The organism is Streptomyces sp. NBC_01314 (assembly GCF_041435215.1).
Taxonomy (GTDB): domain Bacteria; phylum Actinomycetota; class Actinomycetes; order Streptomycetales; family Streptomycetaceae; genus Streptomyces.
Genome location: NZ_CP108394.1, coordinates 5,513,374 through 5,529,851, shown reverse-complemented (window position 1 = coordinate 5,529,851; position 16,478 = coordinate 5,513,374). Strand labels below are relative to the sequence as shown.

Below are 16,478 nucleotides of genomic sequence, written 5' to 3'. Positions count from 1 at the left end.
CCTCCCCCACTCCCGGCTTCGATCGAGCCGGGGGACACCCATCGCCCCAGCGGCCAGACTGCCCGCGGTCGGGGCGGTCGGGGCGGTCGGGGCGGTCGGGGCAGACGGGAGAGCCGGGGCGGTCGGTGCCGCCGGGGTGGGCCGCGGGGTCGGGGCCCTGGACGCGGACAGGGCGGCCGGGGCCGGACGGGGCGGCGGCGCAGGAGGGTGAGCGTTCCCGGGCGGGGCAGCTCCGGGCGGCGGCGCCCGCCGCCGACTGCGTCAGACTGGGGCTCGCGTCGGTTCCTCTGCCGGAGTTGGCGGGGGCGTTGCGGACCCTCGGCGAAGTCGCGCGAGGCGGCCCGTGAGCCAGGCGACCGCGGCCACGGTCGAGCCGAGGCCCAGGAGGCCCCAGGTGACGGTGCGGAGGGTGGCGGTGAGGGCGTCGTAGACGGCGCCGGCCGCCGCGGGGGAGACGTCCGGGGGCAGGTCGGCGAGGGTCAGATGGCGGCCGAGGGCGACGGCGACGCCGAGGAGCGCGCCGCCGAGAGCCGTGCCGAGGCCCGTCGCGCAGACGGCCCGGCGGCGTTGTGTCGCGACGAGAATGCCCCCGGCGGCCAGCGCGAGCGCGCCGACCGGGAGCCAGAACGCGGCGATTTCGAGCACGCGATACCCCTTCCGAAGCTGAACCAGTTCTGCGGCCGACAGCACCTCGACCTCGGTGTGCGCGACCGGGATGCGATGGGCGAACGGCACGTGGTCGCGGACGAGTTGACGTTTGACGCGTTCGCCGACCGGCGCGAGGTCGAGCGTCACCGGCCGGGCCTCGCCGCCGCCCGCGCCCCCACTTCCGCCGCCGCCCCCGCCACCCGCGACCTCCTCGCGCATCGCCGTCAGCACCGCGTCGTGTGCCGCCCGGTTCGCCGTGTGCCACGCCGTGCGGAACGCTTCCGTCCGCGTGAAGGAGTGCGCCGCGTCGTAGGTGAAGTCCCGTACCGGTCGCCGTAGCCGCGGCCCCACCCGGATCTCGCGCAGGATCCCGTCGGCGACCGCGTCCGCGAGCGCCTCCCGTACGTCGGGGTCGGTGGCCAGCGGCGCCATGACCGCCTCGTACCGCGTCCGGTCCGCGATCTCGTACGTCGCCCACGCGGCCAGCGCGCCCACCGGCGAAAGCAGGCAGGCGAGCACGGTCAGCACGGCCGACAGGGTGCCGCGGGCACGGGGGGACACCCCTCCAGGCAAGACCCCCGTCCACCACCGTGCGAGCGCTCCCGCCGGTGGTGACTGCGAATGGCCCCGCAGGACAAGCCGAACGGGGGATCGAACGGGAGACCGGCCGAGAGACCGGCCGAGAGATCGGCCGGGAGTCCGGGCGGGGGGACCGGACAGGGAGACCGGCCGGGTGACCGACCACCTTCCTCCGGTGCGGCGACCACCTCCCCTCCGGTGGAGCGCTCACCCGAACGGGTGTTACCTGGAAAGGGAGTGACAGGGGGTAGCGAGGGGGGTGTTGAGGAGGCCGAGCATGCGAAGTTGTCCGGATACTGCGGTCCTGCGGGCCCTCGTCGCGGCCGGGATCACGGGTGGTTTGCTGACGGTGTCGGCGCTCGCGACGACGGCCGGGGCGGCGGACCTCTCAGCGGGCCACTCCGCCACGGACCACGAGGGTTCCGTCCGGGGCACGGTCGTCGCCCGCGGTGATCTCAACCTCCGCGAACAGCCGACCACGCACTCACGCGTCGTCGGCTTCCTCGCGCCCGGCAGTCAGGCCCGGGTCGACTGCGTGGTCCGAGGCCAACAGGTGTTCGGTGACCGGCACTGGTACTGGCTCGCGGACGCCCGCGGCTGGGCGAGCGCCGTGTACGTCGACACCCACGGTCGCTCCGTACCCAAGTGCACGGACCCGTGCCCGCGCTGGAAGGACTGCGATCCCTGTCAGGACGGGCACGGGCACGGGGATGGGGACGAGCAGCGGAACGGGTCCGTCTCGTTCACCTGGACCTTCACGGCCTCCGGCACCTGGGAGTGGGAGGCGGAGGCGGACTGAGCGGGAGTGGACTGAGCGGGACCGGATCACCGCAGCCGGTGGCCCCTCGCGTCCTCGTGCGTGTAGTAGCGGTAGAAGTTCACCGCGAAGAACGACGCCGCGACGGCGAGCGACATGAGCGTGGAGCGCAGCACGGTGTGCTGGGACGCCTGGCTGTAGAGGAAGCCGAAGGCGCAGCCCGCGAAGGTGGCCCAGAGGAGGGCGCGCGGTTCGCGGCGCAGACGGGGTGCCACGGCCAGTACGGCCGTGTGGAGCGCCGCGAACACGAACGCGGTCACGAAGCCGAAGAGGACGTTCCAGCCGGTGATGGGGCCGGCGTCGCGGTTCATGGCCGCCGCCCAGTAGCCGTACACAAGGCCGAGGACCACGGGCAGGATCCGGTTCGTGAGCGCGTGGGTGCGCTCGCTGAAGACATCGGGTGTGGCAGGCGCCGCCTGCCTGCCCGGAGCAGAGGGCCTGCCCGGAATCACCGGCCGGCCCGGAGTGGGTGCCGCTTGCGCCATGGGAGCACTCCTCTCTTCCCTCCCCCGTGACTCTCCGCCCCGACTACCAGAGCACACCTGGGGGGAGCCGCTGGCAAGTCGGGACACGGAGGCCGTGACAGGGCGGTGCGGCGCGGCGCCGGTGGGGGTCGGGCGAGGAGCCGGTCGGGATGCGGGGGTCCCGGGGGCGTGTTTCGCTGTGGGGCATGCGGATGCGGATGCCGGTGCCGCGTGTGCGCCGGGAGCCGGACCCCGTCGAGCGGCTGCAGCTGCTCCGGGTCCGCGGGCACGACATCTCCTGGCTTCCGCCGCTGGTGGTCCTGCTCGCCGTACCGGTGCTCGACTGGATGACCGGCGGCGACTTCCGGGTCATCTCGTGGCTGGTTCTCGTACCGGGCGTGGCCGCCGCCGTCTGCCGGGTGTGGACGACCGCGCTGTTCGCGGCGCTCGCCCTGCTCATGTACGTCGTGGGCGACAGCTCCTGGCCGCACCAGGAACGCACCGGGCTGCCCGACTTCGTCCTCGTCGCCCTCGGCGGGATCCTGTCGGTGCTGGCCTGCGCGGTACGGCTGCGCGGGCAGGAGCGGATGCTGCACATGCGGGCCGTCGTCGACACCACCCGCCGTATCCTGCTGCGCCAGTTGCCGCCGGACGTCGGCGGCCTCGACCACGCGGAGATCTACCTCGCCGCCGACAGCCAGGCCCGGGTGGGTGGAGACTTCTACGACATCCAGCCCAGCCCGCACGGCACCCGGGTCGTCGTCGGCGACGTCCAGGGCAAGGGGCTCGCGGCGGTGGAGGCGGCGTCCGTGCTGCTCGGCACGTTCCGTGAGGCCGCCTACTACGAGTCCGACCCGGTCACCGTGGCCGAGCGGCTGGAGACGCGGATGGTGCGGCACGTCAGGTACTGCGCGCACGTCGGCCGCGACGACTCCGAGCGCTTCGCCACCGCCGTGCTCCTCGACTTCCCCGAACTGCGCAGCGAGCGGACCGACTGGGGGCCGGACCTCACCGGGCTCGACGAACTCACCGTGGACGTCGTCAACTTCGGGCACGAACCCCCGCTCGTGGTCTCCCCCGGCGGCGTGCGCTTCCTGCCGCTGTGGGACGGACTCCCGCTGGGGCTCGGCGAGTTGGCGCCGCGGACGCCCCGGACGGTCACGGTCCGGCTCGCCGCCGACGAGACGTTGCTCCTGGTCACCGACGGGGTGACGGAGGCCCGTGACGGGAGTGGTGTCTTCTTCCCCCTCCGCGAGTACCTCACCCGCGCCCTCACCGCCGGGCCGCCCGCCCTCGACCCCCAAGCCCTGGTCCACCTCGTCCGCGACGGCGTCCTCGCCCACACCGGCGGAGGCCTCGACGACGACACGACGATCTTCGCGGTACGGCGGGCGTCGGAGCCGGTGCGGAGGGCGCCGGGCGCCCCGAAGTGAGCGCTCGTACCGCGCTCCTTTCCCCCTTTGCACGCGCAGCGGTTACCGTGCTGGCTGGCGTACGTGATCGACGGGGAGTCGGCGGGAGTGTCGGCGGGAGTCGATGGGAATCGATGGGGAGGGAACGATGCCCGGAACAGTGCTGCTGCTCGCGGCCTCGCCCATGGGCAAGGGGTGCCTCGTGGACGCGGCCTCCGTGCTTCCCGTACTGGCGGCCGTCACGCCCGAGGTGCTGTCCGGTACGGGTACGGCGAACGTGGTCGAGCTGGCCGATCCGCTGGAGCCGCAGGCCGTCCTCACCCGGCTGCGGGCGGCGGCCACCGCGCCCGGGCCGCTCACCGTGTACCTCGCCGGGCAGCTCCAACTCGACCGCAAGCAGCGGCTCGTGCACCTTGCGCTGGCGCGTACGACGCCGGCGACCGTGCGGTACACGGCGTTTCCCTGGCACTGGATCGTGGAGGAACTGCGGCTGCGTACGCCGGGGTCCACGACCCTGTTCGTCGATCTGCACGCCGACGCGGAGGTGTGGCGGCAGTTGGCGGGGCAGCCGCTGTCGGCCGGGCCCGGGGTGAGTGTGTACGGGCGGATCGCGCCGCCGGGGGCGGGGCTGCGGCGGGGGGTGGCCGTGCCGGGGTACATGAAGGCGCTGGCGACGATACTGCGGAGTGGGCAGCGGCCGGGGGCCGGTGTGCTCCACGAGCAGGTGCTCGCGCGGACGGGGGGTTACGGGGATCTGGTGCTGGCCTGGGACGCGGCGGCGCCCGGCGCGGGTGCCCCGCACGGCGGTTCCGCCCCCGTTGCCCCCGCCGCCCCTACCCGCCCCATTCCGTCCCCGGGGGCTGCGCCCCAGGCCCCCCGCAGTCGTCCTTCGGGCTCGTCCTCGGACGCCGGACAGGCTGAGAACACCTGGCCGGCGCCGGGCCGGAACGACGTGCCCGCGCCGGAGGCGGCGGCGGGCATCGACCCTCACAGTGCCATTGCCGTCGCAGTCGAGGCGGGGCGGCATTCCGAGGCGGCCGGGCTTGCGGCTCGGTGGGAGCAGGGGGCGTTGCGGGAGTTCGGGGACGGGTCGGAGGAGGTGTTGCACTGGCGGGAGGTGCGGGCGGATCTGGCCATGTTCGCGGGGGACGCGGCCGGGAGCTGCGAGGCCTGGATGGGGGTCGCCCGGGCGCGGCTCGTGGCGGGGCGCCCCGCGCGGGATCCGCTGGTCGAGGCGGCGGTCGACCGGGCGCACCATCAGTGGGGGCTGGTCGCGGACACGGGACGCGCCCGTGAACTGGGTGTCACGCTCGTGGAGTTGCGGAGCCGGGTGCCGGGGCGGCGGGCCGGGGCCCTGGAGCACGCCCGGCAGTATCTGGCCGAACTGGTGGAGCGGAGCGGGGAGTTGAGGTCGGCCCAACACGTACCCGGTTAGCCGAGCCGGTCGATGAGCCGTCGTCCGTTCGTCGTAGATCGATGAGCCGTCGATCAGGGCGAATGCCGGGCCGACCTCGGAGGGGAGTCGTACGAGGTCACACCGTCATGACAGGTGGTGGACACCGCACGTTGATCACTTAAGCGGTCGTAGCTCCGGAACGGATCGGAGTTTGATCAGAGAATGATCAGAAACTCCTCTGCCATCGGCAAAGTCCCCTCCCGGTCACCACCCTTCGGCTATGACGGGTCTATGACAGGTGGGACCTGACCGGCCATGGCCAGTCAGGACGAGGCCGGTCAGGACGGGTCCAGTCAGGACGAGGCCGGGATCAGCACCCTGAACCACGCCCCCCGGTTCGACGGGTGGGACGGTTCCAGTGCGACCGTGCCGCCGTGGGCCGTCGCGATCGCCGCGACGATGCTGAGGCCCAGCCCGCTGCCGGCGGCCCGTGTCTCCTCGCCGCGTACGAAGGGGTCGAAGAGCCGGGCGCGCAGCTCGTCCGGGATTCCGGGACCGTCGTCCAGGACCTCGATCACCCGGTAGCCGTCCTCCGTGCCGAGCCCCAGCGTGGTCGTGGTGCCCGGCGGCGTGTGGACACGCGCGTTGGCCAGCAGGTTGGCGACCAGCTGGTGCAGCCGCAACGGGTCGCCGGTGACCGTGTGATCGCCCGGGGCGAGCAGCAGCCGTACGGGATGGCAGGGGTGGCAGTCGCGGGCGGCGGAGGCCGCGTCGCGGCACAGCTGGGCCAGGTCCACGCAGGTCAGTTGCAGGGGCTGGCCGAGGTCGAGGCGGGTCAGCAGCACGAGTTCGTCGATGAGCGTGCTCATCCGGCCGACCTCGGTGGCGATCCGGCCGAGCGCCTCCTGCCGCATGGGTTCGTAGGCGGGGTCGCCGACCCGGGCGAGCTCGGCGTAGCCGGAGATCGTGGTCAGCGGGTTGCGCAGTTCGTGCCCGGCGGACGCCATGAACTCACGCAGCCGCCGCTCGGTGCCCTGCCGCTCCCTGACCTCGCGGCGACCGAGGCGGCGGGCGCCGATCAGGACGCCGGCGAGGAGGGGGAGCGCGGCGGCCGTCTCGACCTGGAGGAGGTGCTCGACGGCCCGCCGGTCGTCCGCCGTCCACCTGGCCGTGACGATGTAGGCGCCCTCGTGGTTCCGGCCCGCCTCCGGCGCGCGCACCACCTTCGCCCGGTAACTCTCCCCGATCGCCGACGGGTGCGCCCGGCCCGCGTACGCCTTCAGCCGGGCGGGCGTGAGCGTCGGGAACGCGGGGAGGGCGTCGGACCCCGCGTGGCGCTCCACGACCTTGCCGTCGGCGTCCAGGACGAGGATCAGGTCGTTCTCGTCGAGGAGTGGGGCCGGTGCGGGAGCCGGGGCCGGACTCGTGGTGGCGGCGGGCGCCGGCCCGGGTGCGAATGCCGAGGGCAGTGATGACGGTGACACCGATGGTGGGACCGATGCCGTCGTGGCCCTCGGGGCCGGCGCCCAGGCCGGGTACGGGGCCGAAGCCGGATCGCCGAGGCTGCCGAATCCACCGAGGCCGCCTGATCCGCTGGCCCTCGCTATCTCCTGGTCGGTGCGGGCGGTGAGGTGTTGGGCGAGGGAGTGGGCGGAGAGGGCGGCGACCGCGCCCAGCGTGGTGAGGGTGGCGAACAGCCAGAAGCCGACGGTGCGCCGGCCCGTGGGGTGGGGGCGGATCGGCTTCTTCACGGGAGGGAGGGGGCGGCCGGGGTGGGGCCGTAGGCACGTGTCACTCGACGCGAGCAGCCCGGCCGCCCTGATGTTCTCGCCCAGCCCGGTGAACCCACTCATCCGACCAGCCCGTCCACGCCGCCCAGCTTTCCGTAGCCCCCGCTGCCGTTGCCCGCCCCTCCCCCGGAGGCTCCCTCGCTCAGTTCGTGCACAGCTGGTAGCCCACGCCCCTGACGGTGCGTATGAGGGACTGGCCCGGCTCGCCCAGTTTGCGGCGCAGATAGTAGATGTACGTGTCGACGACGCCGGACCCCTCGTCGCGGTGGTTCCAGACGCGTTCCTGTATCTGACCCCGGGACAGCACACGGCCGGGGTTCTCCATGAGGTAGCGCAGGAGGGCGAATTCGGTGGTGGTGAGTTCGACGGGGCGGCCGGCGGCCCAGACCTGGTGGGCGTCGGCGTCGAGCTGCACGGCGCCGGCGCTGAGGCGGTTGCGGTCGGGCGCGGGGTGGCCGCCGCCGGCCCGGCGCAGCAGGGCGCGGACGCGGGCGGCGACCTCCTTCAGCTCGAACGGCTTGGTGACGAAATCGTCGCCGCCCATGTCCAGGCCTCGCACCCGGTCGTCGACACCGCCGAGCCCGGTGAGGAACAGGACCGGGACCGCGTTGCCCCGGTCGCGCAGGGTCCGGCACACCTCGAAGCCGCCCAGGTCGGGGAGGTTGACGTCGAGGAGGATCAGATCGGGGTCGTACCGCGTGACGGCCTGCAGCGCCTGCCGCCCGGTCGCCGCGGCGGTCACCTGGTATCCGAGGAACTCCAGCGCCATGGTCAGCATGGACCGGATCCCCTCCTCGTCATCCACGACGAGCAGTTGCCCGGCAGCCCCGGCGGTGGTCGCCGATGGGGACCGTGCGGCCGGAGCGGCTGGTGGGACTGCGGCATGGGCGGAGGGCACAGGGGTGGTCATGTCCTGTTCCTTTGCGACCGTGACCTCAGTTTGAGGTCTCAAGTTTCGGCAGAGCCCGTATCGTCACACGTACCGGCAGGTAAGTGAGACCGCTTTCCCATTCATTCGGAATGCCCCCTTCCTCACGGTCGTGCTCTTCCCCGTCCCGGGACGCAAAGCGGCGAGCGCCGCCGGGGGACCCGTGGATCCGCCCGGCGGCGCTCGCCGTGGTGCTGCTCGTACTGCTCGGTGGCGCCTGCTAACTGGTGTAGATGAAGTACTTCCAGGCCCCGTACGTCGTGGTGTTGACGTTGTCGCCGGAGGTCGTGTCGTGGTACTCGGAGCGGAAGCGGAGACGGACGTTCGTGGTCGGGGTGCCCGTGAGGGTGATGTCGGACCCGCCGGACGTGCCGAGGGAGAAGTACTCGGCGCCCCAGTCCTGCCAGACACCGTCGTAGTAGAACTCCAGCTTGAGGCGCTGCTTGCGCTCGGGGTAGTACGTCATCGTGGTCTTCAGGACAGGGTCCTTGGACTTGCGGACGTAGTGGTACTTCTGGCCCCAGACCGACCTGGTCTTGTAGTGACCCGAGATCGACGACGAGATCTTGACCTTGGTGTAGACGGTGTTGGTGACCGTCTTCGCCTTGTAGCGCGCGTCGCCCGCGAACTTCACCGAGAGCTTGGTGTCGCGCTTGAGGTCGACGGTGACCGACAGGTTCCCCTGCGAGCTCACCGTCCCCGACTTCACCAGCTTGTTCGGCCTGTCGGAGCCGTACGGGTCGGCCCAGATCTCGACCTTGCGGTTCTTGTACGTCGTGCCGAGGTGCGCGGTGAACTTCACGTCCGCGCCGTACGCGTACGTCTTGCGGTTCTTGTCCAGCGACAGCGTGGGCGTCGCGCGGGAGACCTCGACGGTGTCGGAGGCGGACGTGGCGGTGTGGTCGGCGTCGCCCGCGTACCGCACCGTGTACTTGACCTTGCCGCCGACCGGCGGGGTGTCGGAGAAGGTGTAGCCGCCGTCGGCCGCCACGGTCACCGCGGCGAGCGCCTTGCCGCCCGTGGACTCCAGGTCGGTGCGGGTCACCGTCAGCTTCGTTCCGGCCGGGAGCGCCGCCTTCGAGGTGACCTTGCCCTTGACCGTGAGCTTCTTGGCGCGGGTGGCCGTGGCCGGGGCGTTCACGGTGATCGACGTGAGCGCCCTGGTGGGGGCGTCCAGCACGCGCAGCGAGTGCACGCCCTCGTCGTTGTACGTCACCGCGAAGAGGCGGGAGGCGTCCGGCGCCCAGGCCAGGCCGGAGTCGGGGAGCTCGTCACCGCCGCTGCTGCCACCGGTGTTCGTGAAGTCGTACTCCCGGACCGAGGTGGTGCCGCCCGGCTTGTAGATGTAGATGTCCGGCTCGTAGATGCCGTCGATGCCGGCCGCGACCGTGCCGTCGGGCGCGATGGCGACCGAGTTCGGGTAGGTGTCGCTGGCGTAGGTGCCGTCCGACGTCAGGTCGGAGGTCTTGAAGACCTGGTGGTGGTACGGGGAGCCGCTGGCCACGACGACGCGCTGCCCGTCCGGGGTGACCGCGAGGTCGCCCATGTTCCCGCCGCCGGTGTCCACGGCCGCGGTACGGGTGGCGGTGCCCGACGCGACGTCGTACACGGCCAGCTTGCTGCCGCCGGGCTCGCCTGCCACCACGGCGTCGGAGCCGGGGGCCGCGTCCAGGATCGGCGCGTAGTACCAGAGGTGCGTGGTGTCCTGGTCGAGGGTGACCACGGGCTCCTCGCCGGACAGGTCCAGCGAGCCGATGTCGCCGTCACCGGCCGCGCCGTAGCCGAACCAGACCTTGCCGCCGGCCACGGCGACGCCCACCGGGGCGTCGCCCACCGGGTAGCGGGCGGACTCGGTCTCCGTCGCCGTGTCGAGGGCCACGATCGCGTCGGCGTCGCGCACGGCCGCGTACAGCGTGCCGGAGTCGGCCGACAGCTCCAGGCCCTGGACGCCCGGCAGGTTCGTGAACTGCTTGCGGACGATGCCGTAGTAGTCGGTGACGACGATCTTGCCGTTGGTCGGGTCGCTGACGAAGACCCGCTGGTGGACGCCGTCCACCACGATGTCCGCGCTCGACGCGACCGGCAGGACCTTGGTGGTGTCGGCGGACGCAGCCGGTGCGACCGCGAGCGCGGCGGAGCTGAAGAGGACTGCCAGCGCGGTGGCAGCCGGAAGAGTGCGCATACGCACGGTGTCGAACCCCCCGGGGAACGAAAGAAATGGGCGCGTCGTCGCGCGGGGCCGGTGTGTTCGACCTGTGCGGCGCGTGTGACGCGTGTGAAGCGTGTGCGAAGACTAAGTCATGCCACTGACAAGAGGGTCACAGGGGGTGGCGGAGAACTCAACGTATTTACGTGACGGACGTCCACTCCGGCGTACGCGCCGTCCGCGCACCCCGTGCGCGGTCACCCGAACGGCCCTGCACCGCGCCGTCACCCGGTCGGCCCACTGCTATCCACAAGGGGAGGGGACGTATCCGACGTACCCGCGAAGGGAACAACCACCCATGGTCAGCCTGTCCGTCGACCTGTCCGTCGACTTCACCCAGGGCTTGAACGACGCCTGGTCCAAAGTCGCACAGTTCGTTCCGCAGCTCGTCGCCTTCCTCGTCATCCTGGTCGTCGGCTGGTTCGTCTCGAAACTGATCGCCCGCGTCTTCGACCGCGCTCTGCGTAAAGTCGGTTCCGAGCGCCTGTCGGAACGTGCCGGAACGTCTCGCCTGCTCCAGGACTCCTCGTACGACCTGACCGGCATCCTCCGCAGGATCGTGTACTACGCGCTGATGCTGCTCACCCTCCAGTTCGCGCTCGGTGTCTTCGGCACGAACCCCGTCAGCGCGATGATCAACGGCATCGTGGCCTGGCTGCCGCGCGCGGTCGTCGCCGTCGTGCTCGTCGTCGTGGCGATGGCCATCGCCAACGCGGTGCGCGGCATCGTCGGGGGCGCGCTCGCCTCCGTCTCCTACGGCCGGACCCTCGCGACCGCCGTCTGGGCCTGTGTCGTCGGGCTCGGCGTCATCGCGGCGCTCGGCCAGGCCGGCATCGCCCAGGACATCACCCGGCCCGTCCTCTACGCCGCGCTCGCCACGGTCGCCGGAATTCTCGTCGTCGGTGTCGGCGGCGGCCTGATCGGGCCGATGCGGCAGCGGTGGGAGCGGATGCTGACGACGGTCGAGCGGGAGACCGTGCAGGCGAGGGGGAGCGTGGCGGCGTACCAGGCGGGTCGCGAGAACGTCCCGGCCAGTCGGACGACCGCCGACAAGTGACTGCTGGTGCCGGGCCGGCGACCGCCGTCAGGTGATTGCTGGTGCCGGCAGGTGATCGTCGGCAGATGACCGCCGTCGTGCCGCGGGGCGGGCTGTGACCGCGGGCACCTCGTGGTTCTTCGCGTGGTTCCCCGCACCCCTTCCAGGGGCGCGGGGAACCACGCGTTTTCAGAGGATCAGCCCGCGCCGTTCGGGTCGAAGGAGATGCCGGAGGGCTTGGCGCGGGTCAGCTCCGTGGTGAAGCGGCCGTCCTTCAGCGGGAAGTTGGCGTCGCCCCACGTGGCGTTCTGCAGACGGCTCTGGAGGTTCGCCGTCCACTTGTTGTCGCCGCCCGGGAAGCTGTTCCAGCTGATCAGGCCCGGGAAGTCCCAGCCGCCGTCGCCCCAGGCCTCCGCCCCCTCACCCGACTTGGCGAAGCGGAACGAGTGGGTGTCCCACACGTTGCCCCCCTTGTGGTAGACGACCTTGAGGCGGACGCCGTCCCTCTGGAGGGAACTCCACGACGAGGTCGTGTACTCGCCGTGGGCGGAGACGGACGCGTAGGACGGTGTGGCGTCACCCTGCCGCACCCAGATGACGGCGGCCTCCCAGTCGTGGCGGTGCGAAGTGGCCGTGCAGTCGCCGCAGCTCATGTCCTTCTCGAAGTACAGCGTGTAGATGATGCCGCACCAGCCGTTGTTGCACTTCACCCGCGAGTAGGTGTTGGCCTTGCCGAGGTGGTTCGTGCGGCACTGGCCGGTGACCGACCCGCTGTCGTCGAGGCCGCCGTTGAGGGCGCCGTTCTTGTCGATCGCCGCGACGGGGAAGCAGCTGTTCCCGTCGTAGTCGAAGACCGGCTGGAAGTTCTTCTGGAACGAGGTCGTGCTCTCGGCCAGGGGTGTCGGCACACCGGCGTGGGCGCTGGTGCCCAGGGCGACGGTCAGGGCGGTGGCGGTGGAACCTACGAGAGCGGCTCTGGCGAGCAGCCCGAGGCGTGCCTTCAGGGACTTCCGCGTCGACTTCTTCCGTGCTTGAGGCATCAGCGGTTCTCCACTTGCTCAGCGGTGGGGGACGCCGGTGATCCGGCTCTGCGGGACAGAGGCTGGCAAGCGGAGAATTGATCGGCAGCTACTTCCACCAGGGCAATCAACTCGGTACGGCGGTCGCGGGTTGTTCGACCGCGCGTACGACCGTTGTCATCAACACCACACTTCGCGTGCCCAGGGTTACGCGTGTCCACCGGGATACGTATGTTGATCGCCGCCCGAGCCGGAAGGGGGTGGAGCCGTGGGGCGTCCCGAGAGACCCCTGGACCCGGCAGCCGGGCCCGTACAGCGACTCGCCCACGAGCTACGGGAGTTGCGCCGGACCGCAGGCAGCCCGTCCTACCGGGCGATGGCCGAGGGCACCGCGGGCTTCTCCGCGACGACTCTCTCCCAGGCGGCGGCCGGCGAACGGCTGCCCACGCTCGCCGTCGTCCAGGGGTACGTCCGGGCCTGCGGGGGTGACCCCGGCGCGTGGGAGACGCGCTGGAAGGAGGCCGAGGCGGCGGCCGGCGCGGCGGCCGTGGGCGACGGCGGGGACGACCCGGCGCCGTACCGGGGCCTCGCCCGCTTCGAACCGGACGACCACGCACTGTTCTTCGGCCGCGACCGGCTGGTGGACGAGCTGTGCGAACTGGTCGCCGCCCACCGCTTCGCGGCCGTCTTCGGCGCCTCCGGCAGCGGCAAGTCGTCCCTGCTGCGGGCCGGGTTCCTGCCCCGGCTCCGCGAGGACATCGCGCGGCAGCGTTGCGAGTCGGTGCTGCGGGTGTTCACTCCGGGCGCCCGGCCGGCGGAGACGTACGGGCATCTGCTGACCGTGGCCGAGGGCGAGCCGGACAGCTGGGTGGTGGTGGACCAGTTCGAGGAGGTGTTCACCCTCTGCCGGGACGAGGCGGAGCGGGCCCGCTTCCTCGATCTGCTGCTGACCGCCCGCGACCCGGACTCCCGGCTCCGGGTCCTCATCGCCGTACGCGCCGACTTCTGCGCCCGCTGCGCCGAACACCCCGGCCTCGCGGAGGCGTTGCGCGTCGCCGGGCTGCCGGTGGGTCCGATGACCGCGGACGAGCTGCGCGAGGCGGTGGTACGGCCCGCACAGGCGGCCGGACTCCTGGTGGAACGGTCCCTCGCCGCGACCGTCGTCGAGGAGGTCCTCGACCGGCCCGGCGCGCTGCCCATGCTGTCGCACGCCCTGCTGGAGACCTGGCGCCGCCGCAGGGGCCGCATGCTGACGACGGCCGCGTACGAGGCGGCCGGGGGCCTCAACGGCGCGATCGCGGCGAGCGCCGAGACGGTGTACGGGCAGCTGTCCGCGCCCCAGGCCGCCGCCGCCCGGCAGCTGCTGCTGCGGCTGGTCGAACCGGGGCGCGGCACCGTCGACACCGGGCGTCCCCTGAGCCGGGACGAACTCCTGGAGTGCGTCCACCCCGACATTCCCGCGGTGGCGGAACGGCTCGCCCGCGCCCGGCTGCTGACCGTCGACGAGGAGGGCGTACGCCTCGCCCACGAGTCGCTGATCGGCTGCTGGCCCCGGCTGCACGGCTGGATCGACCGGAACCGCGAACGGCTGCGGCACCACCGGCAGCTCACCGAGGCCGCCCGCGCCTGGCTGGAGCACGACCGCGACCCCGGCACCCTCTACCGGGGTACCCGGCTGGCCCGTGCGGAGGAGATGTTCCCCGGCCACGGCTCCGACCTCGCGCTCTCCGAGGCGGAACGGGCCTTCCTCACCTCCGCGTTCGACGCCCGCGAGGCGGAGCGCCGGGCCGCCGCCGGCGCCACGCGCCGTGCTCGGACCCTGGTGGGCGCGCTCTCGGCGGTCCTGGCGGTGGCGCTCGTCGCGGGCATCGCGGCCTGGCGACAGCACGACGACAACCTGCTCCAGCAACAGCAGAACACCGCGCGCCGGGTCGCCGCCGTCGCCGACGGGCTGCGCACCACCGACCCCCGGGCCGCCCTCCTCCTCGGCGTCGCCGCCTGGCACATGGCCCCGCTCCCGGAGACCCGCCGCGCCCTCCTGGGCTCCCTCGCCCAGCCGGAGGTGGACGCCTTCTCCGACCCCGCGTCCGGCTACCGCTCCCAGCGCTTCCTCGCCGACTCCGGCCGCACCCTCCTCAGCGTCGACGACCGCACCTGGCAGACCTGGGACCTCGGCACCCGCAGCACCACCGCCTCCGGCCGCCTCCCCGAGGGCGAGGTCCTGGCCGCCGGCCCGGACGCCCGGGTCCTGGCGATCTCGGAGGCGGCCGGGGAGGGGAACGGGGGTGGCGACGGAGGAGTACGGCTGTGGGACGTGCGGGTCGGGCGCTGGACCGGGGGGCCGCCGTTGTCGGCGGGCGGGCAGGGCATCGCTTTCGGGGCGAGCGGGCGGAGCTTTGTGGTGGGGGACGCCGGTACCGGTGGCGCGGCAGGCGCCGGCCGCGTACAGCTCCGGTCCGTCGTGGACGGCTCGGTGTTGTTCGAGACACGGGGGGTCACGCCCGCGAACGTGGCGCCCGGTGCCGACGACCGGCGGGTGGCCGTGTGTCCCGCCGGGAAGGCGCCGCGGGTTCTGGAAGTCGACGGGCGACGGGTGCTGCGGGGCTCCTGGGAGCGGGAGCGGGGGGTGTGCGGCGCCGACTCGGCGGTGGTGTTCGGGGCGGACGGCCGGTTCGCCGTCCTGGCCCGCGGCATGGTGCGCGTGTGGGACATACGCACCGGTGGCCGGGTCGCCGACCTCCGAGACCCGGGGGTGCGGTACGCCTCGTTCAGCCGGGACGGCGGGTTCCTGGCGACGGCCGGTTCCGCCGACGAGATCCGCGTGTGGCGGCTGTCGGCCCCGGCCGCCCCCGTCCTGCGACACCCCCTCAACAACCAGCACCTGCGCGGCGGCCTCGCCTGGGACCCCGGCCCGCCCGTCCTGCGCTACCTGGAGGGCGGCACCGCCCACACCCTCGACCTGACGACCACCGTCACGGCCGCCTGGAGCGACCGCCCCACGCACGCGGTACTGCTCAGCCCCGACGGCCGCCTCTTCGCCACCGCCGAGCGCACGGGCCCCGGCCCCGGCAGCGACACCGGCTTCGGCTTCGGCTTCGAACTCCGCGCCACCGACAACGGCCGCTTGGTCCGCACGCTGCCGCCCCCGTCCCCGTCCCCTTCCCCAGCCCTGTCCGCGTCGCCGCCCCCGTACGCCTTGCCGCCCGTCGGCGGCGAGGCCCGTCACGACTCCGCCGCCGACGTGCCGCTCGCCCCGGACGTCGTACCCCAGATGGCGTTCAGCCCCGACGGCAGCAGGTTCGTCTACGGGGTCACCGCGCCCGGCAGGCCGGCCGCGCCCCAGCGGTTCACCGTCTGGGACCTGGCCCGGGACCGCGAACAGAGCGTGCTGGACCTGGGACGCACCCAGTCCGGTACGGAGGTGACGGCCCTGGCCCTGACCTCCGACGGCCGCACCCTCTTCACCACCCGGACCCCGGCCGACGGCGAACCGAGCAACGAGCGGTGGGACACCGTCACCCGCACCCGTACGGACTCCCGCACCGGGCCGGGCCTCGCGAGCGTCCGTCTGGTGCTCAGCCCCCGTGGCGAACTGGTCGTCGGCGACAACCGGGTCGCCCGCGACAGCACCGGGCGGAGTGCCGCGCTGGACCTCGTCCAGGGCGACCACGTCAGCGCGCTGGCGTTCAGCCCCGACGGGAGCCGCGTGGCGGCGGGCGACCGCACCGGCCGGGTCGCCCTGTGGGACGGGGACCTGCGCCGCCGGGCCGGAGTCCTGCGCAACGTCTTCCCGGCGCCGCTGGGCGAGACCCCGGAGGCGGTCAGCGCGCTCGCGCTCAGCCCCGACGGCCACACCCTCGCCGTCGGCGGCGACGCCGGCACCATCCAGCTCTGGGACACCACCACCCAACAGCCCCTCGGCGGCCCGCTCCCCTCCCCCGGCGAACGCATCGCGTCCCTCGCCTTCAGCCCCGACAACACCACCCTCTTCGCCGGCGGCACCCACGTCTCCCTGCACCACCACACCGTCGCCCCCACCCGCACCGTCAACCGCGTCTGCGCCCGCGCCGGGAACGAGGACCTGACCAGAGCCGAGTGGGACACGTACGTACCGGACGCGCCGTACCGCAGGGTGTGCGACTAGCGGCTCAGCGCCCGCGTACCTCTCTCCCCGGGGTGCCCC

11 protein-coding genes are annotated in these 16,478 nt (G+C 72.9%); 5 read left to right on the top strand and 6 right to left on the bottom strand.

Going from position 1 to position 16,478, the window contains the following annotated elements; all coding sequences use genetic code 11:
• Positions 1 to 261 precede the first annotated feature (261 nt).
• Positions 262 to 1,209: a hypothetical protein gene (locus OG622_RS24225; protein WP_371578732.1), complete on the bottom strand. Its 948-nt coding sequence runs from the start codon at positions 1,207 to 1,209 to the stop codon at positions 262 to 264.
• Positions 1,210 to 1,504: 295 nt separating this feature from the next.
• Between OG622_RS24225 and OG622_RS24220 the strand changes: the two genes are divergently transcribed.
• Complete coding sequence (locus OG622_RS24220; RefSeq protein WP_371578731.1) at positions 1,505 to 2,026, top strand: SH3 domain-containing protein; 522 nt, start codon at positions 1,505 to 1,507, stop codon at positions 2,024 to 2,026.
• Positions 2,027 to 2,052: 26 nt separating this feature from the next.
• On the opposite strand, the gene OG622_RS24215 is transcribed toward OG622_RS24220, so the two are convergent.
• Positions 2,053 to 2,529, bottom strand: a complete 477-nt coding sequence (locus tag OG622_RS24215) for a hypothetical protein (protein WP_371578730.1) — start codon at positions 2,527 to 2,529, stop codon at positions 2,053 to 2,055.
• A gap of 185 nt (positions 2,530 to 2,714) precedes the next feature.
• Between OG622_RS24215 and OG622_RS24210 the strand changes: the two genes are divergently transcribed.
• The gene (locus tag OG622_RS24210) at positions 2,715 to 3,941 is read left to right on the top strand and encodes a PP2C family protein-serine/threonine phosphatase (protein WP_371584196.1); all 1,227 of its coding nucleotides are present in this window, start codon (positions 2,715 to 2,717) and stop codon (positions 3,939 to 3,941) included.
• Positions 3,942 to 4,068: 127 nt separating this feature from the next.
• Positions 4,069 to 5,355, top strand: coding sequence for a hypothetical protein (locus OG622_RS24205; protein ID WP_371578729.1), 1,287 nt, complete (start codon positions 4,069 to 4,071; stop codon positions 5,353 to 5,355).
• Between the two features lie 314 nt (positions 5,356 to 5,669).
• Here OG622_RS24205 and OG622_RS24200 read toward each other — a convergent pair whose 3' ends face one another.
• The 3 genes from OG622_RS24200 to OG622_RS24190 form a co-directional block, all read right to left on the bottom strand.
• A complete protein-coding gene (locus tag OG622_RS24200; protein ID WP_371578728.1) occupies positions 5,670 to 7,169 on the bottom strand; it encodes a sensor histidine kinase in 1,500 nt (499 codons plus the stop codon).
• Positions 7,170 to 7,248: 79 nt separating this feature from the next.
• A complete protein-coding gene (locus tag OG622_RS24195; RefSeq protein WP_371578727.1) occupies positions 7,249 to 8,016 on the bottom strand; it encodes a response regulator transcription factor in 768 nt (255 codons plus the stop codon).
• 238 nt (positions 8,017 to 8,254) lie between these two features.
• Complete coding sequence (locus OG622_RS24190) at positions 8,255 to 10,216, bottom strand: Ig-like domain repeat protein (RefSeq protein ID WP_371578726.1); 1,962 nt, start codon at positions 10,214 to 10,216, stop codon at positions 8,255 to 8,257.
• A 322-nt stretch (positions 10,217 to 10,538) separates the two neighbouring features.
• On the opposite strand from OG622_RS24190, the gene OG622_RS24185 reads away from it, so the two are divergent.
• Positions 10,539 to 11,297 carry a hypothetical protein gene (locus OG622_RS24185; protein WP_371578725.1) on the top strand — a complete coding sequence of 253 codons (759 nt, stop codon included), beginning with the start codon at positions 10,539 to 10,541 and terminating at the stop codon, positions 11,295 to 11,297.
• A 176-nt stretch (positions 11,298 to 11,473) separates the two neighbouring features.
• Here the strand turns inward: OG622_RS24185 and OG622_RS24180 are convergent, their stop codons facing one another.
• Positions 11,474 to 12,316 (bottom strand): NPP1 family protein, encoded by an 843-nt coding sequence (locus OG622_RS24180; protein WP_371578724.1) that lies wholly within the window; start codon positions 12,314 to 12,316, stop codon positions 11,474 to 11,476.
• A gap of 247 nt (positions 12,317 to 12,563) precedes the next feature.
• Between OG622_RS24180 and OG622_RS24175 the strand changes: the two genes are divergently transcribed.
• Entirely contained in the window at positions 12,564 to 16,439 is a 3,876-nt protein-coding gene (locus OG622_RS24175; protein WP_371578723.1) for a hypothetical protein, read from the top strand.
• Positions 16,440 to 16,478 lie beyond the last annotated feature (39 nt).